We start from the raw sequence: 20,773 nt of genomic DNA on the forward strand, positions 1-20,773 counted from the left end.
GTTCCGGAATCAGTTGCTGTCGCTGCGTTCGCCGACCGCCGACAGGCAGCGGTAGACGACGAACGGGCTGACGAGCTGCAGGACCACGATCGTGCACATCACGATCGCGCGCAGGTGCGGGTCGAAATTCGGGTAGAGCTGGTAGGTATCGTCGACGAGCAGGTACGACAGCGCGGACATCGGCGTGAGCGCGATGCCGAGCGCGACGCCCTGCTTCATCCCGATGCCGCTCGGCTTCGCGAACGCGACCACGCCGGCCAGCTTCGCGACGAGCCGCGTGACGATCAGCACGATCGCGAGCAGGCCGCCGAGCGCGATGTCGCCCCACGTGAACGACGTGAGCGTCAGCACGAACAGGATCACGGTCAGCAGCCAGCCGGCCGTGCCGAAATGCTCGGGCCACAGTTGCGGGCGCGCCTCGAGGTTCTTCACGATGATGCCGGCGAGCAGCAGCGTGAGCAGCGTCGACAGCTTCAGCGCCTGGGCCACCGCGATCGCGAGCATCACGAGCCCGAACAGCGCGACGAACGAATGCTCGTCGCGCATCGTCGACGTCATGTGGCGAAACAGGTAATTGCACGAACGCGCGACGACATACGCGACGATGAGCGAACCGGCGAGCAGGTAGAGCGGCTGCAGGACCGTCGCGAAGACGTTGCCGTAGGCTTCCTGGTGGAGCCAGCTCGTCACGAGCTTGGTCAGCACGATCGCATACACGCTGTTGAGCGCGGTCAGCGTGATGAGGCGTTGCGACACCTGCCCTTCCGCGCGCAGCTCGGTCTTCAGCTGGATCACCATCGAAGGCGACGTCGCGATCGCGATCGCCGACAGCACGAGCGCGACCATGCCCGACACGCCGAGCGCGAGCATCATGAACAGCACGAGCACGAACGTCAGCGTGGCCTCCGCGAGGCTCGACGCGATAAGCCACGGATTGCGCCGGATCCAGCGCAGGTCGAGACGGCTGCCGAGCTCGAACAGCAGCAGGCCGAGCGCGACGTTGATCAGCAGCCGCGAGGTTTCGTCGGTGCTGGAATCGATCACGCCGAATCCGAACGAACCGGCGACGAGACCGATCACCGCGTAGCCGGTGATGCGCGGCAGGCGCCATGCGCGATAGCACAGTTCACCGCACAGGCCGGCCGCGAACAACGCGAGTCCGGCCCAGAACACGGCATCCGGCGTAAGCGGCCAGTTGGGCAGGAATGAGAACGCCGACTTCATCGTGGTGACTTCTCCTTTGGAAGCGACCGCCAGCGACGCGAGATCAAGCGTCAGACATGGATGCGTGCCGGCAGGGATCGCCCCGAACGTGATTGCTGTGGTCGACGAGGCGGGACATGGGGTCCGCCTTTTCCGTCACTCGACGGAAAGTCGCTCAGGTTGCCGATCTGGATTGTCGGCCTGGTGTGTGAACGGCCTGCGCAGTCTCGAAGATTCAGATTCGAAATCGTGCCGACCGTTCCATTGAAGCATGTCCGGCGCCTGGCCGGATGAACGCGAAGGAAACCGATTGTGCCACAGCTTTTTCGGTCTGGAACCCATTGAATCGACTCGCGGCGCTGTGCGGCACCACAGGTCTTTGGTTTCAAAGGTTTACCTGTATATATACGTAGTAGAAGTTAACAAAGGGCGCACAGTTCTGTGGATAACTTCGGTTTACGCTGACGGATCAAGGTGTTGGAGAACCCATAACCCGTTGCACAGGCTGTTCGTGCACAGAAGTTTGAGATGAGTAACTTTTGGGGTGTCTCACAGCTGTGCGGAGTTGCCCAGTTTACGTCCACTGTGATTACACACGAAGTGCGCGCGGATTTCGTGCGGTTATCCACAGCATCGCGTGGATAACCTGGCGCACAGAAATCAGGAAGCTGTGAGGAGAATGGCGGGGGGTCAATCGGTCGGGCCGACGCGGCGTGCACGCAGTGCGCGGATCAGGAAGCGCGCCGGATCGACGGCTTCGGCGAGTTCGCGCTCGAGCGGCCAGGGTTCGCCTTCGAGCTGCGAAGCGATCAGCTCGGCGCCGAGCGCGGCCCACACGAGGCCGCGCGAGCCGAACCCGAATGCGCCGTAAAGGCCGGGCGTGCGCGGCAGGTCGCGCGCCTGCGCACCGCTCAGCGCACGCGCATTCGCGATGGCCTGCGTTTCGTCCGCGAGCCGGCCGATCAGCGGCAGCCGATCGCCGACGACCCAGCGGAACGCCACGCGGCCGCGCAGTGTGTCGAGATCCGGTACGTCGCCGATCAGGCCGGGCAGCAGATGTCGCACGCGGTCGAGGTTTTCGGCGTGGCCGGCCGCCCGCATCGCGGGATCGACGTCGTCCGGTTCGAACGTCGCGCCGATCAGCAGCGTGCCGTCGTCGAGCGGCACCGCATAGCCGTCGCCGATCGTCGGACACGCGAGCGGCTTCGTGCTGCCCGGCGGCAGCAGCGTGAGCTGGCCGCGCACCGGTTGCAGCGCGACGTGCCGCAGCCCCGCGAGACGCGCCGCATCTCCGGCATTCGCCAGCACGACGACGGGCGCTTCGGCCAGCGTGCCGCCCGCTTCGTCGAGCGCATGCCATGCGTCGCCCCGCCGCTCGAGCCGCGCGACGCCGGTGGACGCGAGCAAGCGCACGCGCTCGCCGGCCGCCGCGCACTGCGCCGCGCAGAGTCCGGCGGGCCAGATTGCGCCGCCGTCCGGAAACAGCAGGCCGCCATGCGCGACCGGCAGGTTCAGGTGCGCACGGGCGGCATCCGTGTCGAGCAGCGACGCATAGTCGGCCGGCGCGCCGAACGCATCGAATGCGTCGCGCATCCGTGCGAAGTCGTCGGCCGATTCGGCGAGATGGATCATCCCGTGCGTGCTGCGCGCGAATGCGTGACCTGCGCGTTCGAGTGCGCGCCAGCGTGCGAGCGCGTGCAGGAAGCCGCTGCGCGTGAGCCGGCTCGCGACGTTGTCGTCGCGCGTCATCAGCGGATGGAATACGCCGGCCGGATTGCCCGACGCATCGCTTGCGATCCGCGCGTGTCGTTCGATCAGCGTGACGTCCCAGCCGCGCGCGGCCAGCCGTTCGACGACCGCGCAGCCGGCGAGGCCCGCGCCGATCACGATCGCATGGCGTGACGCGACGGGCAGCGCGCGCGGAGGTTCGTGCCGGCGTGCGCGCCAGCGCGGCGCATATTCGCCGACGAGCATCGCGAACTTGCCGGCAAACCCGTCGACCTTGCGATACGTGAACCCCGCGTCCGTGAGTGCCTGTTTCACGACGCCCGAACTCGAATACGTCGCGAAGGTTGCGCCTTCGGCTGCGATGCGTCCGAGTGCGCGGAACACGTCGGCCGACCAGATGTCCGGGTTCTTCGCCGGCGCGAAACCGTCGAGATAGAACGCATCGGCGCTTGCGACGAGTTTCGGCAGCATCGTCAACGCATCGCCGAACGCGAGCGTGAGCACGACTCGCCCGGCCTCGAATTCGAGCCGGTGCAAACCGGGCACGAGCGTCGGCCACGCATCGGCAAGCATCGCGGCTTCGGCCGAGATGGTTGTGTTCGCAACGATATGGGAAAGGGCCCGGCGCAGGTCGTCGCGCGAGAACGGATGCTTCTCGACCGACACGAAATGCAGTCGCTCGCAGCGCGCGGGATCCTCGCGCCAGGCGGCCCAGGTCGCGAGGAAGTTGGCGCCCGCGCCGAACCCCGTCTCGACGATCGTGAACGTGCGGCGGCCCTGCCAGCGCGCCGGCAGCCGGTTGCCCGCGACGGACACGTGGTTCGCCTGCGCGAGCGCGCCCGCGACGTTGTGATAGATGTCGCCGTACTCGGGCGACATGAGGGTGCCGTCGTCGCGGAATGCAAGCGTGGCGGGAACGAGTCTGTCTGGCATGCGAAACAAAAAACGTGGCAGCCAAGCCTGGCAAGGGATTGCGCGGGGCCGTCCGTCCGGTCGCTGGAAAAGGCCAACGAGGCGGCGCATGGGCGGACCGCGCTGCGCGTCCTGTCCGGTTGGCGCTGGTCAAAAAACGGGCAATCAGTGATTCATTCGGCGAAATACCGATGAAAATCTTTGAAACCCTTGTCGTTATTGGGTTTGCGCTGCGCTATCATAGCAACGCCGTACCGCGGGGTGGCCGCCGGCAAACCGGAGGGCGCGTCGCGCGGGCCAGGATTCGGCGCTGTGTCGTCGGAGTCTGACTCTCGACGGCACGGTTCGCGCACGTATAATCGGCGCGTTCGCGCTGTTCGTGTCAACCTAACCTGATAAAGGAACCTTAATGAACAAACAGGAACTGATCGACGCCGTCGCCGCCCAAACGGGCGCCAGCAAGGCTCAAACCGGCGAAACGCTGGACACGCTGCTCGAAGTGATCAAGAAGGCCGTGTCGAAGGGTGATGCGGTTCAGCTGATCGGCTTCGGCAGCTTCGGTTCGGGCAAGCGCGCAGCACGTACGGGCCGCAACCCGAAGACCGGCGAAACCATCAAGATCCCGGCTGCCAAGACGGTGAAGTTCACGGCTGGCAAGGCGTTCAAGGACGCCGTCAACAAGCGTTAATCCAGCGCCTGTTCCAAGAAAAACCCGCCTTTCGGCGGGTTTTTTGTTGGGCGCGCGCGGCATTTTCGCCACAGTCCGAGCCTCTCTTGCAAGATTTAACGCTTGGTTTTACAACGCGTTACACATGCACGATCTGCGTGTCGCCCTGATCGTCGTCGTCGTCGTGCGAATCGACATCCCACGCCGGGAACGGATCGTCGAACGCTTGCCATTGCGCCGCGCCGAGTGCGAATTCCGCATCGGTCAGCAGGCAGGCGTCGAGTTTCGCGCGCCACGCGTCGGCGTCGAGCGCGATGCCGATCAGCACGAGTTCCTGCCGGCGATCGCCGACCGTGCGATCGTCGATATCGCCCTGCCATTCCGTGCGAATTTCGGCGAGCAGCTCGTCGTCGTCCGGCCATTCCGCGCGATCCTGCGCGGCCCACCAGAGACCCGCCGGGCCATGCCGGCATACGCCGCCCGCCTGCGACAGCGAGCCCGCGATGTCGTTGCGCGTCGCGAGCCAGAAAAAGCCCTTGCTGCGCAGCACGCCCGGCCACTCCTGGTGCAGCAGCGCCCAGAGTCGTGCCGGGTGAAACGGCCGGCGCGCGCGGTAGACGAAATTGCCGATGCCGAATTCGTCGGCTTCGCCGTGCACGTGCGCATGATGTTCGCCGTGGCAGTCGGGGTCGTCGCAATGCGTGTGATCGTGATCGAGCGACGCGAGCCAGCCCGGCGCATTCGCGGCCTCGTCGAAATCGAAACGGCCGGTGTTCAGCACTTCGCCGAGCGGCACTTCGCCGAACGTCGACACGACCTGGTGCGCGCGCGGATTGAGGCGCGCGAGGATGTGCCGCAGGCGCGCGAGGTCGTCGGCGCTCACGAGGTCGGCCTTGTTGATCACCAGCACGTCGCAGAACTCGATCTGCTCGATCAGCAGCTCGACGAGCGTGCGGTCGTCCTCTTCCGATGCAGCGAGACCGCGCGTCGCGAGCGCGTCGTCCGAGCCGTAGTCGCGCAGGAAGTTGTACGCGTCGACCACGGTGACGAGCGTGTCGAGTCGCGCGATGCTCGACAGCGACGTGCCGTCGTCGTCGACGAACGTGAAGGTTTCGGCGATCGGCATCGGCTCCGCGATCCCGGTCGATTCGATCATGATCGCGTCGAAGCGGCCTTCGGCCGCGAGCGTGCGAATCTCGACCAGCAGGTCGTCGCGCAGCGTGCAGCAGATGCAGCCGTTCGACATTTCGACGAGGCGTTCCTCGACGTGCGACAGCGCCTGCGCGTCGCGCACGAGCGACGCGTCGATGTTGACTGCCGCGAGATCGTTGACGATCACCGCGACCTTCAGGCCCGCGCGGTTCGCGAGGACATGGTTGAGCAGCGTGGTCTTGCCGGCGCCGAGAAAGCCGGACAGCACGGTGACGGGCAACGGCTGTTTCATTGCCGGATTCATAACGATTTGCACCAACGGAAAAATTGAAAAAGCGGCCGCGGCGCCCTTCAGGGCACGATCGGCCCGCGGACGCCGAAATTGCGGCGTAAGCCCGCATTGTGCATCAAACGCCGCGCGCCGGCCGGGATGGCATCAGGCCGGGCTGCGGCACGGCATCATTGCGCGGGCGGCAGCAGTTTCCACTGTGTCAGGATGCCGGCGATCTGCCGCGCGTACTTGTCGCGCAGCGACGGCGTTTCCGAATGATAGGCGCCGACGGCTTGCCACGTGTTGCCGTAGCGGTTCATCTTCTGCTTGAGATGCCACGCGGCGATGTAGACGTTCTTGCACGGCTCCATCAGCGTGTCGCGGCCGATCCCGTAGCGCGACAGCGTCGGCAGGTGGATCGAATTGATCTGCATCAGCCCGTAGTCGACCGAGCCGTTCGTGTTCTTGTTCAGCGCGTCGGGCCGGTTATGCGATTCCTGCCACGCGATCGCACGCAGGATCAGCGGATTGACCTGCTGATATTTGGCGGCCTCGTCGAAACAGTCGGCGCGAGCATTCGCGCTGGCGAAACTGGCGCCGGCGGCAATCAACGCGATCGAGGCGAACCGTCTGTTCATTGGTGCGAAATCGATAGGAAATTGCACGAGGGTCGGGAAAACCCGTGGCAGTTATTCGTGCGACGAGAAACGCGCCGCCCGTATCATACCGGCAGTCCGTCAGCTTGCGACAGGCAGGAATACGGCAGCCGGGTTATACCGCATTTCCGTGTCGGTTCATCGTGAAACGGGGACGATGAACGCACACCGGGTGCCGTGCCGAATATTACAGATTGCATACGGTTTACCGGGTACATGTCGTATATGAGACAGTCCTCGGATCAATGTGATATTTCGGACATGAAAAACTGCTAATGTCGCCTCTTTCGGACTTGGATCCCAGCACTACCGCCGGAAGTGGCCTGAGCCGGCATCGACCCATTCATCCATGACAAGAAATCGCTTCGTTATGCGGCGTGTCGCCACGACCCTGATCGTTGCCGGCCTCATCGCCTCGCAGGCCGCCTACGCTCAGGTCACGCTCAACTTCGTGAATGCGGATATCGACCAGGTCGCCAAGGCGATCGGCGCCGCAACCGGCAAGACCATCATCGTCGACCCTCGCGTGAAGGGGCAGCTCAATCTCGTGGCCGAACGGCCGGTGCCGGAAGACCAGGCGCTGAAGACGCTGCAGTCGGCGCTGCGCATGCAGGGCTTTGCGCTCGTGCAGGATCACGGCGTGCTGAAGGTCGTGCCCGAGGCCGACGCGAAGCTGCAGGGCGTGCCGACCTACGTCGGCAATACGCCGCAGGCGCGCGGCGACCAGGTGATCACGCAGGTGTTCGAACTGCATAACGAATCGGCGAACAACCTGCTGCCCGTGCTGCGGCCGCTGATCTCGCCGAACAACACCGTGACGGCCTATCCGGCGAACAACACGATCGTCGTGACCGACTATGCGGACAACGTGCGCCGCATCGCGCAGATCATCGCGGGCGTCGACAGCGCCGCGGGCGCGCAGGTGCAGGTCATTCCGCTGCGCAACGCGAACGCGATCGACCTCGCCGCCCAGCTGCAGAAAATGCTCGACCCGGGCGCGATCGGCAACAGCGACGCGACGCTGAAGGTGTCGGTCACGGCCGACCCGCGGACCAACGCGCTGCTGCTGCGCGCGTCGAGCGCGTCGCGCCTCGCGGCCGCCAAGCGGCTCGTGCAGCAGCTCGACGCGCCGAGCGCGGTGCCGGGCAACATGCACGTCATCACGCTGCGCAACGCCGACGCGGTGAAGCTCGCGAAGACGCTGCGCGGGATGCTCGGCAAGGGCGGCAACGACAGCGGCTCGTCGGCGTCGTCCAACGACGCGAACAGCTTCAACCAGAACGGCGGCTCGTCGTCGGGCAGCAACTTCTCGACCGGCACGTCCGGCACCCCGCCGCTGCCGTCGGGCGGCCTGGGCGGCTCGTCGTCCTCGTCCTCCTACGGCGGCACGTCCGGCAGTGGCGGGCTCGGCACCGCCGGCCTGCTCGGCGGCGACAAGGACAAGGGCGACGACAACCAGCCCGGCGGAATGATCCAGGCCGATGCGGCGACCAACTCGCTGATCGTCACCGCGTCCGATCCGGTTTACCGGAACCTGCGCTCGGTGATCGACCAGCTCGACGCGCGGCGCGCGCAGGTCTATATCGAGGCGCTGATCGTCGAGCTGAACTCGACGACCCAGGGCAACCTCGGCATCCAGTGGCAGGTGGCGAGCGGCCAGTTCCTCGGCGGCACGAACCTGGCGGCCACGGCCGGCTCCGTGGCGGGCAACAGCATCATCAACCTGACGACGGGCGGCACGGCCACCACTGTCGGGCTGGCCAGCAATATCGCGAACCTGAACCAGGGCCTCAACATCGGCTGGCTGCACAACATGTTCGGCGTGCAGGGGCTCGGCGCGTTGCTGCAGTACTTCTCGGGCGTGACCGACGCGAACGTGCTGTCGACGCCGAACCTGATCACGCTCGACAACGAGGAAGCGAAGATCGTCGTCGGCCAGAACGTGCCGATCGCGACCGGCTCGTACTCGAACCTGACGAGCGGCACCACGAACAACGCGTTCAACACCTACGACCGCCGCGACGTCGGCCTGACGCTGCACGTGAAGCCGCAGATCACCGACGGCGGGATCCTGAAGCTGCAGCTCTATACCGAGGATTCGGCGGTCGTCGCAAGCACGACGAGCGCGCAGACCGGCCCGACCTTCACCAAGCGCTCGATCCAGTCGACGATCCTCGCGGACAACGGCGAGATCATCGTGCTTGGCGGCCTGATGCAGGACAACTACCAGGTGTCGAACAGCAAGGTGCCGCTGCTCGGCGACATTCCGTGGATCGGCCAGCTGTTCCGCTCGGAATCGAAGCAGCGCCAGAAAACCAACCTGATGGTGTTCCTGCGCCCGGTGATCATCACCGACCGCGGCACCGCGCAGGAAGTCACCGCGAACCGCTACGACTACATCCAGGGCGTCACGGGCGCGTACAAGTCGGACAACAACGTGATCCGCGACAAGGACGATCCGGTCGTCCCGCCGATGCCGCTGGGCCCGAGCCAGGGCGGTACGCCGGCCGGCAACCTGTTCGATCTCGACAAGATGCGCCGCCAGCAGATGCAGCGTCAGGCCACGCCGCCGGCCGCTCCGGCGCCTGCGCCGGCGCAGCCGCAGAGCGTGCCGCTGCAGTCGGTGCCGCAACAGCCGCTGACGAGCGCGCCGGGAGCGTCGCAGTGAGCGACGTGCTCGCCTCTTCCGCCCACGACGGCGCACCGGGCGAACGGCAGCCGCCGTCGCCGCTCGCCGCGCGCCTGTTGCCGTACGGCTTCGCGAAGAGCGGCCAGGTGCTGATCGCGCACCAGCTCGACGATACGCTCGAGGTGTGGATCAGCGAGCGCACGAGCGATGCCGCGCTGGCGGAGATCGCCCGCAACTTCGGCTCGATCTCCGTGCATCGCGTGCCGGCCGACGAGCTCGCGCAGGCGATCAACCATGCGTACGCCCGCCAGGACGGCAGCGCCGCGCAGGTGGTCGGCGAGGTCGAAGGCGAAGTCGACCTGTCGCGGCTGATGCAGGACATCCCCGAAGTAGAGGATCTGCTCGAATCGGAAGACGACGCGCCGATCATCCGGATGATCAACGCGCTGCTCACGCAAGCGGCGCGCGAACAGGCGTCGGATATCCACATCGAGCCGTTCGAGAATGCGTCGGTCGTGCGCTTTCGCGTCGACGGCACGCTGCGCGACGTCGTGCGGCCGAAGAAGGCGCTGCACGGCGCGCTGATCTCGCGGATCAAGATCATGGCGCAGCTCGACATCGCGGAGAAACGCCTGCCGCAGGACGGCCGCATCACGCTGCGCGTCGGCGGCCGGCCGGTCGACGTGCGGGTGTCGACGCTGCCGACCGGGCACGGCGAGCGCGCGGTGCTGCGTCTGCTCGAGAAGGACGCGCAGCGCCTGAACCTCGAAGCGCTCGGGATGGGACGCGACACGCTCGTGCAGTTCGACAAGCTGATCGCGCGCCCGCACGGCATCGTGCTCGTCACGGGCCCGACGGGCTCGGGCAAGACGACGACGCTGTATGCGTCGATGTCGCGGCTCGAAACCGCGACGACCAACATCATGACCGTCGAGGATCCGATCGAATACGATCTCGGCGGCATCGGCCAGACGCAAGTGAACGAGCGGATCGGGATGACCTTCGCCCGGGCGCTGCGCTCGATCCTGCGCCAGGATCCGGACGTGATCATGATCGGCGAAATCCGCGACCTCGAAACCGCGCAGATCGCGGTGCAGGCGTCGCTGACGGGCCACCTCGTGCTTGCGACGCTGCACACGAACGATGCGGCCTCGGCCGTCACGCGCCTGACCGACATGGGCGTCGAGCCCTACCTGCTCGCGTCGTCGCTGCTCGGCGTGCTCGCGCAGCGCCTCGTGCGCCAGCTCTGCCCCGTCTGCAAGGAAGAGCGCCACGAAGAAGGCCATACCGTGTGGCATCCGGTGGGCTGCGACAAGTGCGGGCATTCGGGCTATGCGGGCCGGCGCGGCGTATACGAACTGCTGCTGGTCGACGAGTCGATCCGCACGCTGATCCATCGCAATGCGGCCGACGCGGAAATCCTGGCGGCAGGCCGCGCGGCGGGGATGCGCACGCTGCGCGACGACGCCGAGCGCTGGCTCGCGTCCGGCGCGACGTCGCTCGAGGAAGTGCTGCGCGTGACGGGAGGCGCATAGCGCGATGCCGGCATTCCGTTTCGAAGCAATCGATTCGGCGGGACGCGCGCAGAAAGGCGTCATCGATGCCGACAGCGCGCGCGCCGCGCGCGGGCAGCTGCGCACGCAAGGCCTCACGCCGCTCGTCGTCGAGCCGGCCGCCAGCGCGACGCGCGGCGCCCGGTCGCAGCGGCTCGCGTTCGGCCGCAAGCTGTCGCAGCGCGAACAGGCGATCCTCACGCGCCAGCTCGCCAGCCTGCTGATCGCGGGGCTGCCGCTCGACGAGGCGCTCGGCGTGCTGACCGAGCAAGCCGAGCGCGACTACATCCGCGAGCTGATGGCCGCGATCCGCGCCGAGGTGCTCGGCGGCCATTCGCTCGCGAATGCGCTGGGCCAGCATCCGCGCGATTTCCCGGAGATCTACCGCGCGCTCGTCGCGGCGGGCGAGCACACCGGCAAGCTCGGCATCGTGCTGTCGCGCCTCGCCGACTACATCGAGCAGAGCAACGCGCTGAAGCAGAAGATCCTGCTCGCGTTCACGTATCCCGGGATCGTCACGCTGATCGCGTTCGGCATCGTCACGTTCCTGCTGAGCTACGTCGTGCCGCAGGTCGTCAACGTGTTTGCGAGCACGAAGCAGCAACTGCCGGTGCTGACGATCGTGATGATGGCGCTGTCGGATTTCGTGCGGCACTGGTGGTGGGCGATCCTGATCGCGACCGTGCTCGTCGTGTGGTTCGTGAAGGCGACGCTGTCGCGCGACGGGCCCAGGCTCGCGTTCGACCGCTGGGTGCTGACCGCGCCGCTCGCGGGCAAGCTCGTGCGCGGCTACAACACGGTGCGTTTCGCGAGCACGCTCGGCATCCTCACCGCGGCCGGCGTGCCGATCCTGCGCGCGCTGCAGGCGGCCGGCGAAACGCTGTCGAACCGCGCGATGCGCGCGAACATCGACGATGCGATCGTGCGCGTGCGCGAAGGCTCCGCGCTGTCGCGCGCGCTGAACAACGTGAAGACGTTTCCGCCGGTGCTCGTGCACCTGATCCGTTCGGGCGAGGCGACGGGCGACGTGACGACGATGCTGGACCGTGCGGCGGAAGGTGAGGCGCGCGAGCTCGAGCGGCGCACGATGTTCCTGACGAGCCTGCTGGAGCCGCTGCTCATCCTGGCGATGGGCGGCATCGTGCTCGTGATCGTGCTGGCCGTGATGCTGCCGATCATCGAGCTGAACAACATGGTGCAGTAACGGCCCGACGATCGGCGGGCCGTGACCGTTCAGCGCATGTAGATCGCCGGAGACGGCGTGTTCGCCGGCAGCTGGATTTCGGCGCGGGCGCCGTTGCGGTCGACGACGATCGAGCGGGGGCGGACTTCGGCGAGCTTCGCGCCGGGCGCGACCTCCGCGCCGAGCGACACGGCGCGCGGCGGTTCGCCGCCGATGCCGATGATCGCGGCGGCGCCGCGGTCGAGCGCGAGAATCCCGAACAGGTGGATGTCCTGCACGGGATTCTTGTCGAGCTGACCGCCGAAGAGCGCCGCGGCGTCTTCGGTGCGGATCGGCAGCCGCGCGGCGGCGGCGGGCAGCGGCGCTTCGCGGGCCGACAGCGTGACGACCCAATAGGTGGCCGTCGCGCACAAACCCGCGAAGAGGGCTAGGGAGAGGATCCGGATCGAGAGCGCGTTCATGCGCGCTATTGTACGGATGTATGTGAAATTTGCGTTGGGTGAAAGCCCTCGGCAAAGCGCGCCTTACAATGCGTGCTCCGCGCCCGCGGGTCCGGAAGCTTGCCGTCAGGCAAACCGTTCCGGCGCGCCGGGCGTGTCACTCAACCAACGACATTTTTTGGAAAGAGGTAGTCAGTCATGCAAACGTGGATCACTCGCCGCAACGCGGCCGTGCGTCGTCAGCGCGGTTTCACGCTGATCGAGATCATGGTGGTGGTCGCGATCCTCGGGATCCTGGCGGCGCTGATCGTGCCGAAGATCATGAGCCGCCCGGACGAGGCGCGCCGCATCGCCGCGAAGCAGGACATCGGCACGATCATGCAGGCGCTCAAGCTGTACCGTCTCGACAACGGCCGCTATCCGACCCAGGAGCAGGGCCTGAACGCGCTGATCCAGAAGCCGTCCACCGATCCGATCCCGAACAACTGGAAGGACGGCGGCTATCTCGAACGCCTGCCGAACGATCCGTGGGGCAACACGTACAAGTACCTGAACCCGGGCGTGCACGGCGAAATCGACGTGTTCAGCTACGGCGCCGACGGCAAGGAGGGCGGCGAAGGCAACGATGCCGACATCGGCTCGTGGCAATAAGCCCTCGCTGACCGGCCCGGCACGTCCTCCCCGCTCTTCATGCTCGCCATTCGCACGACCTCCCGCTGCGGCCGCGATTGCCGTGTGCGTCGCGGCGCGGCTTCGTCCGTGCCGGCGCGCGCCGGCGTCGGGCCGCTGAAGCACGGCGCGCGGCCCGGCCGCGTGCGTGGCTTCACGCTGCTCGAGATGCTGGTCGTGCTCGTGATCGCGGGGCTGCTCGTGTCGCTCGCGTCGCTGTCGCTGACGCGCAATCCGCGCACCGACCTGCGCGAGGAAGCGCAGCGCGTCGCGCTGCTGTTCGAGACCGCCGGCGACGAAGCGCAGGTGCGCGCGCGGCCGATCGCGTGGCAGCCGACCGCGCACGGCTTCCGTTTCGACGTGAGCTCGCCCGACGGCTGGCGCACGCTGCGCGACGACCTGCTGCGCCCGCGCGACTGGGACGGCGGCGTAACGGGCGCCGAGATCGACTACCCGGGTTCCGACACGCGTGCGACCCGCGTCGTGTTCGGCACTGAGAGCATCGACACGCCGGTGCGCGTGACGCTGCATTCGGCCGTCGGCAACGCAACGATCGTCGGCACCGGCAACGGCCGCTACGAGGTGCAATGACGATGCGTCGTCGCCTGCCCCTGCCGGTTTCCTCATCGCGCGCCAGGTTTCCGGGCGTGCATTCCGCGCGCGCTTGCGCCGGCGCCCCGCCCGCGGCCGTCCGGATCGGGGCGCGCGGCTTCACGATGATCGAGGTGCTGGTCGCGCTTGCGATCATCGCGGTCGCGCTTGCCGCGTCGATCCGCGCGGTCGGCACGATGGCGACCAACTCGGCCGACCTCCATCACCGGCTGCTCGCCGGCTGGAGCGCCGACAACGCGCTCGCGCAGATGCGGCTCACCCATGCGTGGCCGGAAATCGGCGAGCAGAGCTTCGACTGTTCGCAAGGCAACGTGCAGCTCGTCTGCACGCAACGCGTGAGCACGACGCCCAATCCGGTGTTCCGGCGCGTCCGGATCTCGGTGAGCATGCCCGGGCATGCCGGCGTCCTCGCGCAGATGGTGACGGTGGTCGCGAATGAAACCAGCCGTCCGCTCTGACGCGCCGATGCGACGCGCGTCCGCCCGCCCCGCCCGCGGCTTCACGCTGATCGAGCTGATGATCGCGATCGCGATCCTCGCGGTGGTCGCGATCCTCGCGTGGCGCGGGCTCGACCAGATCATGCGCGGCCGCGACAAGGTCGCCGCCGCGATGGAGGACGAGCGCGTCTTCGCGCAGATGTTCGACCAGATGCGCATCGACGCGCGGCTGGCCGCCACCGACGACGAGGCTGGCCAGCCGGCGATCGGCGTCGCCGGCAATACGCTGCAGATCGTTCGCGAACTCGAGGTGCCAGGCGCCGCACCGCGGCTGCAGGTGGTCCGCTACCGGATCGCCGACGGGCGCGTCGTGCGCTACGCGTCGCCGCCGATCGACGACGCGAACCGACTGCGCGGCGTGCTGAAGGACAGCAGCGTCGACGGCTGGAGCTGGGTCGCGCTGATGCGCGGCGTCGGCGCGATCGACGCGAAGCTGTACGTGCCGCGCGTGGGCTGGACCACCAACCTGCAGACGGCCGACGACGCGCTCACGCAGAACAACGATGCGCTCAAGGTGCCGCAGCTCGGCAATGCACCGCCGGCGCGCGCGGTGACGGGGCTGCAGGTCAGCATCGGCGCGACGTCGCTGCGCGTGCCGGTCACGCGCATCTTCCTCGTCGGGGAATGACGATGCGCGCCCGCCCTCACCGCTCATTGCTTGTGCGCCGTGCCGCCGTGCGCGCGCCGGCGCGCGGTCGCCAGCGCGGCGCGGCGATCATCACCGCGCTGCTCGTCGTCGCGCTGTCGGCGATCCTGGTCTCGGGGATGCTGTGGCGCCAGCAGGTGCAGATCCGCCGCATCGAGAACCAGCGCGTGATCGCGCAGGCGCAGTGGATCGCGCGCGGCGCGCTCGACTGGACGCGGATGATCCTGCGCTCCGAAGGCGACACGGCGCCCGGCATCACCTATCTCGGCGGCATCTGGGGCGTGCCGATCGCGAAGACGAAGCTGTCCGACTTCCTCGGCCGGATCGGCGCGCCGAACGACACGAGCGGCGAAGACACCTACATCTCCGGCTCGATCGAGGATGCGCAGGCGAAGTTCAATCTGCGCAACCTCGTGGCGTCGCCGGCGCCCGGCGTGCTGCAGCTGAACGTCATGCAGGTGCAGGCGTTCCAGCGCCTGCTGACGACGCTCGGCTACGACGGCGCGCTGGCGAAGCGCATCGCGCTGCAGATGCGCGCGGGCCTGCTGCATTCGGCGACGCGCTTCCAGATGCCGACGCTGCCCGGCAGCGGCACGGCGCCGCCCGTCACCGCGCCGGTGGCGTCCGATCAGCAGGGCGGCGGCGGCTTCACGGACGACCCCGGCATGACCGACGGCGACCGCGGGCCCGCGCCGCTGATGATGACCGGCGTCGAGAGCCTGCTCGACGTCGATGGCGTGACGCCCGAGATGGTCGCGCGGCTGCGCCCGTTCGTCGCCGTGCTGCCGACCACGACGCCCGTGAACATGAACACCGCGCCGGCCGAAGTGATCGCCGCGCTGGTGCCGGGGATGAGCGTGTCGTCCGCGCAGGCGCTGGTGTCGCGCCGCGAAACCGTGTTTTTCCGTAACGTCGGCGACGTGCAGCTCGCGCTGCGCGGGGCCGGCGCGCCGCCGAACGTGACGATCGATTCGAACCTCGTCGACGTCAATTCGAGCTATTTCATCGTGCATGGCCGGATCCAGCACGAACGCGCGGAGGTCGACCGCACCTCGCTCGTGTATCGTGATCCGACCACGCACTCGACACGGGTCGTACGCATCCGCGACCAGCTATAACGACGCCATTCGGGAGAGGAGCTCTTGTGAGCACGTTGATTGTTTCTTTGCCGCCGCGCGAGCCCGCCGTGCCGTTGCAGGAATGGCAGTGGCCCGAGCTGCCGTTCACGCTCGTCGACAAGGCCGGCCATGTGCAGCGCGCCGGCCGCGCCGCGCTCGCGCTGCTGCCGCGCGCGAATGCGACGGTGCTGATCGTCGCCGCGCGCGACGTGCTGCTGCTGGCCGCGGCCGTGCCGCCGCTGAAGGGACCGAAGCTGCGCCAGGCGCTGCCCAACATCGTCGAGGATCAGCTGATCCAGGATCCGCTCGGCTGCCACATCGCGCTCGATCCGGACGCGCTGCCCGACGGGCGCCGCGTGCTGGCCGTCGTCGATCGCGCGTGGTTCCGCACGATCTGCGAAGCGTTCACGGCGGCGGGCCACCGGCACCTGAGCGCGGTGCCCGCGACCCGCTGCCTGCCGGCGCCACGTGCGGCTGCCGCGGCGGGCGGCAGTGAAGCCGACGCGGCAGCGGTCGCCGCGGAGGCCGTCGAGGAAGCGCCGGTTCGCCCGACCACGGTGGCGGCCGTGCTCGGGCTCGCGGCGGCGGTCGAACAGGTGCTCGTCGAGGCCGGCGCGCAACCGGCCGCGGCCGGTGCGCCGCGCCTTGAACTCGCGGTCGCGCGCGGCGCGCTCGGCGAAGGCTTCGCGGCGCCGGCGTCACGCGCGGCCGGCACGCTGGCCGCGCTCGCGGGCGGCGGCGACGTCGAACTGTACGAACTCGGCGAACCGGGCGCGGAACCGCGGCTGGCATCGGTCGGCCGCGCCGACGGCCCGCTGTTGCCGGGCGCCGCGCCGCTGGCATTCGACGCGTTCGCGCGGCGCGCGCTGACCGAGACGTTCGACCTGTGCCAGTTCGAGTTCGAGTCGCAGCCGTGGCGCTTCGACCGGGCGACGGTGAAGCGCCTGCGCGTGCCGCTCGCCCTCGCCGCGGTGACGCTCGGCGTCGCGGTGATCGGGATGAACCTGCACTGGTGGAAGCTGTCGCGCGAGCGCGATGCGCTGTCCGCGCAGATTACCGAGACGCTGCTGTCCGCGTTCCCGAAGACGACCACGGTGCTCGATCCGCCCGCGCAGATGCAGCGCCAACTCGACCAGTTGCGCCTCGCGGCCGGCGAGCTGTCGCCGAACGATTTCCTCGCGCTGTCGAGCGGGCTGTCGCGTTCGATGGGCGCGCTGCCGCTGAACGGCATCGCGTCGCTCGACTATCACGACCGGCGGCTCGACGTCGGCTTCAAGCCGGAGGTCAAGGTCGACCCCGATTTCACGCAGCGCCTCGCGCGCAACGGACTGTCCGGCGAAGTCGACAGCAACACGGGCAAATGGACCATCCGGAGCCGTTCATGAAGACGGAACAACTGAACCAGACGCTGACCCAGTTCTGGGGCGAGCGCTCGCCGCGCGAAAAGATGCTGCTCGGCTGGGGCGGCGCTGTGCTGGCGATCGCGATCGCCTACTCGGTGCTGTGGTCGCCCGCGCAGGAAGGCCGCGCGCGGATCCAGCGCGAGCTGCCGACGATGCGTCTCGAGCTTGCGCAGATGACCGCGCAGGCGAACGAGGCGAAGTCGCTGGCCGCCGCCGCGCAGGGCGTCGCGCCGACCGGCCTGGCGCTGAAGGACGCCCTGACCTCGTCGCTGTCCGACCACGGGCTGCAGGGGGCGCAGGTGCAGATCGTCGGCAACGGTGTGCAGATCCAGATGAAGAACGTGTCGTTCCCGGCGTGGACGCAGTGGCTCGACGATGCGCGCCGGCAATTCAAGGTGCAGGTCGGCGAGGCGCATGCGACCGCGCTGAAGGACGATGGCCAGGTCGACCTGACGGCCGTGATGCAACCGTCGACGCAGAAATGACGCAGTGGATGACGCAAGTGGCGGTCGGCCGATGAGGCCGTGGACGAAGCGGCTCGCCACCGCATTGCCGTGGGCACTGGCGGGCGGGCTGGCGACGGCGGTGACGCTCGTCGCGCTCGCGCCGGCCGCGTGGATCGCGCCGCAGTTCGCGCGCGCGACCGGCGGGCACGTGAATCTCGTCGATCCCGACGGGTCGCTTTGGCACGGCTCGGGCACGCTGATGCTGGCGCCGGGCGCCGACCAGAGCGCGGCGACGCTGCTGCCGGGCCGGGTCGAATGGACCACGCGGTTCTGGCCGCTGCTGATCGGGCGCGTGCAGATGCGCATGCGGCAGACCGAGGCGATGCCCGATGCCGTCACGCTCGACGCGACGTGGCGCGGCGCGGTGCTGTCGGCGGGCACGATGGCCGTGCCCGCGTCGCTGCTCGCGGGGCTCGGCACGCCGTTCAACACGCTCGACCTGCAGGGCGACGTGCGGCTCGGCTGGACCGACTGGCGGCTGTTCGGCAACAACGCGTTCGGCCAGCTGACGGTGACGATCGACTCGATGAGTTCGCGCGTGTCGCGCGTGAAGCCGCTCGGTTCGTACCGCGCGGTGCTGCAGGCGAAGGGCGGCGGCGCCGATCTCGACCTGACGACGTCGCAGGGCCCGCTGTTCCTCGACGGGCACGGCAGCTTCGGCCCCGGCGAGGGCGCGTTTCGCGGCACCGCGCATGCGGCGCCCGAGCAGCAGGCGAACCTCGCGGGGCTGCTGAACCTGCTCGGCCACCCGATCGGCAACAACGCGGTGTCGCTGATCTTCGGCGACGCGCAGCGCTGACGCGCGCGCCGCCCTTCCCGACTTACTTCTGAGCGAGCGGCGCGGCTGCCGCGGGCGTGGCCGCACCGGCAGCCGGCACGGGCGCCGGCGCAGCCATGCCGCCGTTCTCGCGCGCCATCTCCGACACGTTCCAGCCGCCGCCGAGCGCCTTCACGAGCCCGACCGACGACACCATCCGCTGCCCCGCGATCGTCGCGAGCTTCTGCTGCGCGGTGAACGCGGTGGTCTGCGCGGTCAGCACGTTCAGGTACGCGACCGTGCCGGCCTTGTACTGGTTCGTGACGATCGCGAGCGCGTGCTCGGCGCTGTCGACGGCCTGCCGCTGCACGTCGACCTCCTGCGCGAGGATGCGCTGTGACGCGAGGTTGTCCTCGACGTCCTGGAACGCCGACAGCACCGTCTGCCGGTACGTCGCGACGTCCTGGTCGTAGGTCGCGCGCGCCGCTTCGGTCTGCGCGGCGCGCAGGCCCGCATCGAACAGCGTCGCGGCGAGCTGCGGGCCGACCGTCCAGAAGCGGGCCGGCAGCGTAAACAGCTGCGACCACACCGAGCTCTGGAAGCCGCCGCTCGCCGAGAGCGTGAGCGTCGGGAAGAACGCCGCGATCGCCACGCCGATCTGTTCGTTGGCCGCTGCCGCGCGCCGTTCGGCGCCCGCGATGTCGGGCCGCCGCTCGAGCAGCGTCGACGGCACGTCCACCGGCGTGACGGGCGGCACCGCGGTGAGCGGCGCCGGCGGCAGCGAGAACGTCGAAGCCGGCTGGCCGACCAGCGTCGCGATCGCATGCTCGTACTGCGCGCGCGCGACGCCGTTGTCGATCGCCGACGCCTGCGCGCTCTGCAGCTGGGTTTGCGCCTGGATCACGTCCGCGCGGGCCGCGACGCCTTGCGCATACTGGTTTTCGGTGAGTTTCAGCGACTGCTCGTACGACTTCACGGTGTCGTCGAGCAGCTTCTGCAGCAGATCGGCGGTGCGCAACTGGTAGTACGTCTGCGCGAGCGTCGCCTGCGCGGACAGCCGCGCGTTCGCGAGATCGGCGGCGGCGGCGGCTTCGCCCGCCCGCTGCGCGCTGACGGTGCGGCTCACCTTGCCCCACAGATCCGGCTCCCACGATGCGTCGAGGCCGAGGCTGTAGTTCGTGCCGATCGGGCCGCCGTTGCTGCCGCTGCTCGCAGCCGCCGCCGACACCGCGGAGCGCGAGCGCGTGCCCGAGCCGGTGAAGCCGACGGTCGGGAAATACGCGGCGCGGGCTTCGGTGACGAGCGCGCGCGCCTGGCGGTACGCGGCCGCGTATTGCGCGACGGTCTGGTTCGACGTGTTGAGCTGGTCCATCAGCGACGCGAGCTGCGGATCGTCGTAGACGTTCCACCATGCGCCGCGATCGGTCCGGTCGGCCGGCTGCGCGACCTTCCAGCCGGCGGGGGCTTCCTTGAACGCGGCGGGGATCGACGTGTCGGGGCGATGATAGTCGGGCCCGACGGCGCAGCCGGCGAGCAGCACGGCCGTCGCGACGGCAACGGCGGCGCTCAGCGGGCGCGCGGCGCGCGGGAAGGAGGCGTACGGCATCGTGGTTTTCCTGTCTGGGCGCAACGGCCGGCGGGCGGCGTTGCGCGATGCGGTCGTCATGCCGCTGGCGGACAAATGGTAACTGACGGCGGGGAAGCTGCGCAGCCCTAAGGGTACGGTGCGCGACGACAGGAATGTGTTACCGGCACGGCCGGCCGGGTTACCGCGCATTACGGCGCCTTGCGGCGCCGAAAGGGGTGCAGGCCGGACGCAGGGCGGACCGCCTCGGCCGCTCGGCTGGGCGGTGTCAGTGGCAGCGGGCGGGCAGCGGGACGGGGTCGGCGGCGGCCGGCCATGACGACGGCTCCGTTGCCGCCGGCTGGCCCGTGCCGCGTGCGTCGCCCTTCGCGTTGCGCTGCCGGCGATGATCGAACCATGCGAACCCGAGCGCCGCGAGCGAGCCGCCCGGCACGACCAGCATCGTCACGTACAACGCGATCTTCCAGCCGCGGTGCGGCCCGGAAAACACATGATGAGCGGTATCGGTCAGGTTGCGGCGCAGCGCGCCGGCGGCATTTTTCAGGAACAGCATCGCGAACATCCTCGGGTGCCCGCCAGCGCGGGC

Annotated in this window: 19 protein-coding genes; 12 read left to right on the top strand and 7 right to left on the bottom strand. The window is 68.5% G+C overall.

Annotated elements, in window-relative coordinates; translation table 11 throughout:
* Positions 1–9: 9 nt before the first annotated feature.
* Together GQ56_RS0102375 and mnmC are read right to left on the bottom strand one after the other, a co-directional pair.
* On the bottom strand, positions 10–1,224 hold the full coding sequence (locus GQ56_RS0102375; RefSeq protein ID WP_031397111.1) for a cation:proton antiporter: 1,215 nt from the start codon (positions 1,222–1,224) through the stop codon (positions 10–12).
* Positions 1,225–1,893: 669 nt separating this feature from the next.
* On the bottom strand, positions 1,894–3,864 hold the full coding sequence (gene mnmC, locus GQ56_RS0102380; protein ID WP_031397112.1) for a bifunctional tRNA (5-methylaminomethyl-2-thiouridine)(34)-methyltransferase MnmD/FAD-dependent 5-carboxymethylaminomethyl-2-thiouridine(34) oxidoreductase MnmC: 1,971 nt from the start codon (positions 3,862–3,864) through the stop codon (positions 1,894–1,896).
* 388 nt (positions 3,865–4,252) lie between these two features.
* Here mnmC and GQ56_RS0102385 point away from each other — a divergent pair, with 388 nt between their 5' ends.
* Entirely contained in the window at positions 4,253–4,531 is a 279-nt protein-coding gene (locus tag GQ56_RS0102385) for an HU family DNA-binding protein (RefSeq protein WP_006401505.1), read from the top strand.
* Between the two features lie 118 nt (positions 4,532–4,649).
* Here GQ56_RS0102385 and GQ56_RS0102390 read toward each other — a convergent pair whose 3' ends face one another.
* The gene (locus GQ56_RS0102390; protein WP_031397113.1) at positions 4,650–5,966 is read right to left on the bottom strand and encodes a GTP-binding protein; all 1,317 of its coding nucleotides are present in this window, start codon (positions 5,964–5,966) and stop codon (positions 4,650–4,652) included.
* Positions 5,967–6,121: 155 nt separating this feature from the next.
* A complete protein-coding gene (locus GQ56_RS0102395) occupies positions 6,122–6,571 on the bottom strand; it encodes a lytic transglycosylase domain-containing protein (protein WP_031397114.1) in 450 nt (149 codons plus the stop codon).
* A gap of 367 nt (positions 6,572–6,938) precedes the next feature.
* Between GQ56_RS0102395 and gspD the strand changes: the two genes are divergently transcribed.
* Genes gspD through gspF form a run of 3 tightly spaced genes read left to right on the top strand, consistent with a single transcriptional unit; the run spans position 6,939 to position 11,975 of the window.
* Positions 6,939–9,257: a type II secretion system secretin GspD gene (gspD, locus tag GQ56_RS0102400; RefSeq protein ID WP_031397115.1), complete on the top strand. Its 2,319-nt coding sequence runs from the start codon at positions 6,939–6,941 to the stop codon at positions 9,255–9,257.
* Positions 9,258–9,262: 5 nt separating this feature from the next.
* Complete coding sequence (gene gspE / locus GQ56_RS0102405; protein ID WP_407638572.1) at positions 9,263–10,753, top strand: type II secretion system ATPase GspE; 1,491 nt, start codon at positions 9,263–9,265, stop codon at positions 10,751–10,753.
* Between the two features lie 4 nt (positions 10,754–10,757).
* Positions 10,758–11,975, top strand: a complete 1,218-nt coding sequence (gene gspF, locus GQ56_RS0102410) for a type II secretion system inner membrane protein GspF (RefSeq protein WP_031397117.1) — start codon at positions 10,758–10,760, stop codon at positions 11,973–11,975.
* A 29-nt stretch (positions 11,976–12,004) separates the two neighbouring features.
* On the opposite strand, the gene GQ56_RS0102415 is transcribed toward gspF, so the two are convergent.
* Positions 12,005–12,415 (bottom strand): type II secretion system protein N, encoded by a 411-nt coding sequence (locus GQ56_RS0102415; protein WP_031397118.1) that lies wholly within the window; start codon positions 12,413–12,415, stop codon positions 12,005–12,007.
* Between the two features lie 177 nt (positions 12,416–12,592).
* Between GQ56_RS0102415 and gspG the strand changes: the two genes are divergently transcribed.
* Genes gspG through GQ56_RS0102455 form a run of 8 tightly spaced genes read left to right on the top strand, consistent with a single transcriptional unit; the run spans position 12,593 to position 18,644 of the window.
* Positions 12,593–13,045, top strand: a complete 453-nt coding sequence (gene gspG, locus GQ56_RS0102420) for a type II secretion system major pseudopilin GspG (RefSeq protein ID WP_031397119.1) — start codon at positions 12,593–12,595, stop codon at positions 13,043–13,045.
* A 39-nt stretch (positions 13,046–13,084) separates the two neighbouring features.
* Positions 13,085–13,654, top strand: a complete 570-nt coding sequence (locus GQ56_RS0102425) for a GspH/FimT family pseudopilin (RefSeq protein ID WP_031397120.1) — start codon at positions 13,085–13,087, stop codon at positions 13,652–13,654.
* A gap of 2 nt (positions 13,655–13,656) precedes the next feature.
* The gene (gene gspI, locus GQ56_RS0102430) at positions 13,657–14,133 is read left to right on the top strand and encodes a type II secretion system minor pseudopilin GspI (RefSeq protein WP_407638573.1); all 477 of its coding nucleotides are present in this window, start codon (positions 13,657–13,659) and stop codon (positions 14,131–14,133) included.
* Positions 14,134–14,140: 7 nt separating this feature from the next.
* Positions 14,141–14,800 carry a PulJ/GspJ family protein gene (locus GQ56_RS0102435; RefSeq protein ID WP_031397122.1) on the top strand — a complete coding sequence of 220 codons (660 nt, stop codon included), beginning with the start codon at positions 14,141–14,143 and terminating at the stop codon, positions 14,798–14,800.
* Positions 14,801–14,802: 2 nt separating this feature from the next.
* Positions 14,803–15,936 (top strand): type II secretion system minor pseudopilin GspK, encoded by a 1,134-nt coding sequence (gene gspK, locus GQ56_RS0102440; RefSeq protein ID WP_031397123.1) that lies wholly within the window; start codon positions 14,803–14,805, stop codon positions 15,934–15,936.
* A 26-nt stretch (positions 15,937–15,962) separates the two neighbouring features.
* Positions 15,963–17,321, top strand: coding sequence for a type II secretion system protein GspL (gspL, locus tag GQ56_RS0102445; RefSeq protein ID WP_031397124.1), 1,359 nt, complete (start codon positions 15,963–15,965; stop codon positions 17,319–17,321).
* Positions 17,318–17,824: a type II secretion system protein GspM gene (gspM, locus tag GQ56_RS0102450; protein ID WP_031397125.1), complete on the top strand. Its 507-nt coding sequence runs from the start codon at positions 17,318–17,320 to the stop codon at positions 17,822–17,824. The genes gspL and gspM overlap by 4 nt, the downstream gene beginning before the upstream one ends.
* A 31-nt stretch (positions 17,825–17,855) precedes the next feature.
* On the top strand, positions 17,856–18,644 hold the full coding sequence (locus tag GQ56_RS0102455; RefSeq protein WP_031397126.1) for a type II secretion system protein N: 789 nt from the start codon (positions 17,856–17,858) through the stop codon (positions 18,642–18,644).
* Between the two features lie 22 nt (positions 18,645–18,666).
* Here the strand turns inward: GQ56_RS0102455 and GQ56_RS0102460 are convergent, their stop codons facing one another.
* Both GQ56_RS0102460 and GQ56_RS0102465 read right to left on the bottom strand, forming a co-directional pair.
* Positions 18,667–20,208, bottom strand: coding sequence for an efflux transporter outer membrane subunit (locus GQ56_RS0102460; RefSeq protein WP_031397127.1), 1,542 nt, complete (start codon positions 20,206–20,208; stop codon positions 18,667–18,669).
* Between the two features lie 247 nt (positions 20,209–20,455).
* Positions 20,456–20,740: a multidrug ABC transporter ATPase gene (locus tag GQ56_RS0102465; RefSeq protein WP_081894802.1), complete on the bottom strand. Its 285-nt coding sequence runs from the start codon at positions 20,738–20,740 to the stop codon at positions 20,456–20,458.
* Between the last annotated feature and the right edge of the window lie 33 nt (positions 20,741–20,773).

The organism is Burkholderia paludis, assembly GCF_000732615.1.
In the GTDB taxonomy this organism is placed as follows: Bacteria; Pseudomonadota; Gammaproteobacteria; order Burkholderiales; family Burkholderiaceae; genus Burkholderia; species Burkholderia paludis.

Excerpts from the sequence above, each read along its gene's own strand:
- GQ56_RS0102375 (WP_031397111.1), bottom strand. The coding sequence starts at position 1,224 with ATGAAGTCGGCGTTCTCATTCCTGCCCAACTGGCCGCTTACGCCGGAT.
- mnmC (WP_031397112.1), bottom strand. The coding sequence starts at position 3,864 with ATGCCAGACAGACTCGTTCCCGCCACGCTTGCATTCCGCGACGACGGC.
- GQ56_RS0102385 (WP_006401505.1), top strand. The coding sequence starts at position 4,253 with ATGAACAAACAGGAACTGATCGACGCCGTCGCCGCCCAAACGGGCGCC.
- GQ56_RS0102390 (WP_031397113.1), bottom strand. The coding sequence starts at position 5,966 with ATGAATCCGGCAATGAAACAGCCGTTGCCCGTCACCGTGCTGTCCGGC.
- GQ56_RS0102395 (WP_031397114.1), bottom strand. The coding sequence starts at position 6,571 with ATGAACAGACGGTTCGCCTCGATCGCGTTGATTGCCGCCGGCGCCAGT.
- gspD (WP_031397115.1), top strand. The coding sequence starts at position 6,939 with ATGACAAGAAATCGCTTCGTTATGCGGCGTGTCGCCACGACCCTGATC.
- gspF (WP_031397117.1), top strand. The coding sequence starts at position 10,758 with ATGCCGGCATTCCGTTTCGAAGCAATCGATTCGGCGGGACGCGCGCAG.
- GQ56_RS0102415 (WP_031397118.1), bottom strand. The coding sequence starts at position 12,415 with ATGAACGCGCTCTCGATCCGGATCCTCTCCCTAGCCCTCTTCGCGGGT.
- gspG (WP_031397119.1), top strand. The coding sequence starts at position 12,593 with ATGCAAACGTGGATCACTCGCCGCAACGCGGCCGTGCGTCGTCAGCGC.
- GQ56_RS0102425 (WP_031397120.1), top strand. The coding sequence starts at position 13,085 with ATGCTCGCCATTCGCACGACCTCCCGCTGCGGCCGCGATTGCCGTGTG.
- gspI (WP_407638573.1), top strand. The coding sequence starts at position 13,657 with ATGCGTCGTCGCCTGCCCCTGCCGGTTTCCTCATCGCGCGCCAGGTTT.
- GQ56_RS0102435 (WP_031397122.1), top strand. The coding sequence starts at position 14,141 with ATGCGACGCGCGTCCGCCCGCCCCGCCCGCGGCTTCACGCTGATCGAG.
- gspK (WP_031397123.1), top strand. The coding sequence starts at position 14,803 with ATGCGCGCCCGCCCTCACCGCTCATTGCTTGTGCGCCGTGCCGCCGTG.
- gspM (WP_031397125.1), top strand. The coding sequence starts at position 17,318 with ATGAAGACGGAACAACTGAACCAGACGCTGACCCAGTTCTGGGGCGAG.
- GQ56_RS0102455 (WP_031397126.1), top strand. The coding sequence starts at position 17,856 with ATGAGGCCGTGGACGAAGCGGCTCGCCACCGCATTGCCGTGGGCACTG.
- GQ56_RS0102460 (WP_031397127.1), bottom strand. The coding sequence starts at position 20,208 with ATGCCGTACGCCTCCTTCCCGCGCGCCGCGCGCCCGCTGAGCGCCGCC.
- GQ56_RS0102465 (WP_081894802.1), bottom strand. The coding sequence starts at position 20,740 with ATGCTGTTCCTGAAAAATGCCGCCGGCGCGCTGCGCCGCAACCTGACC.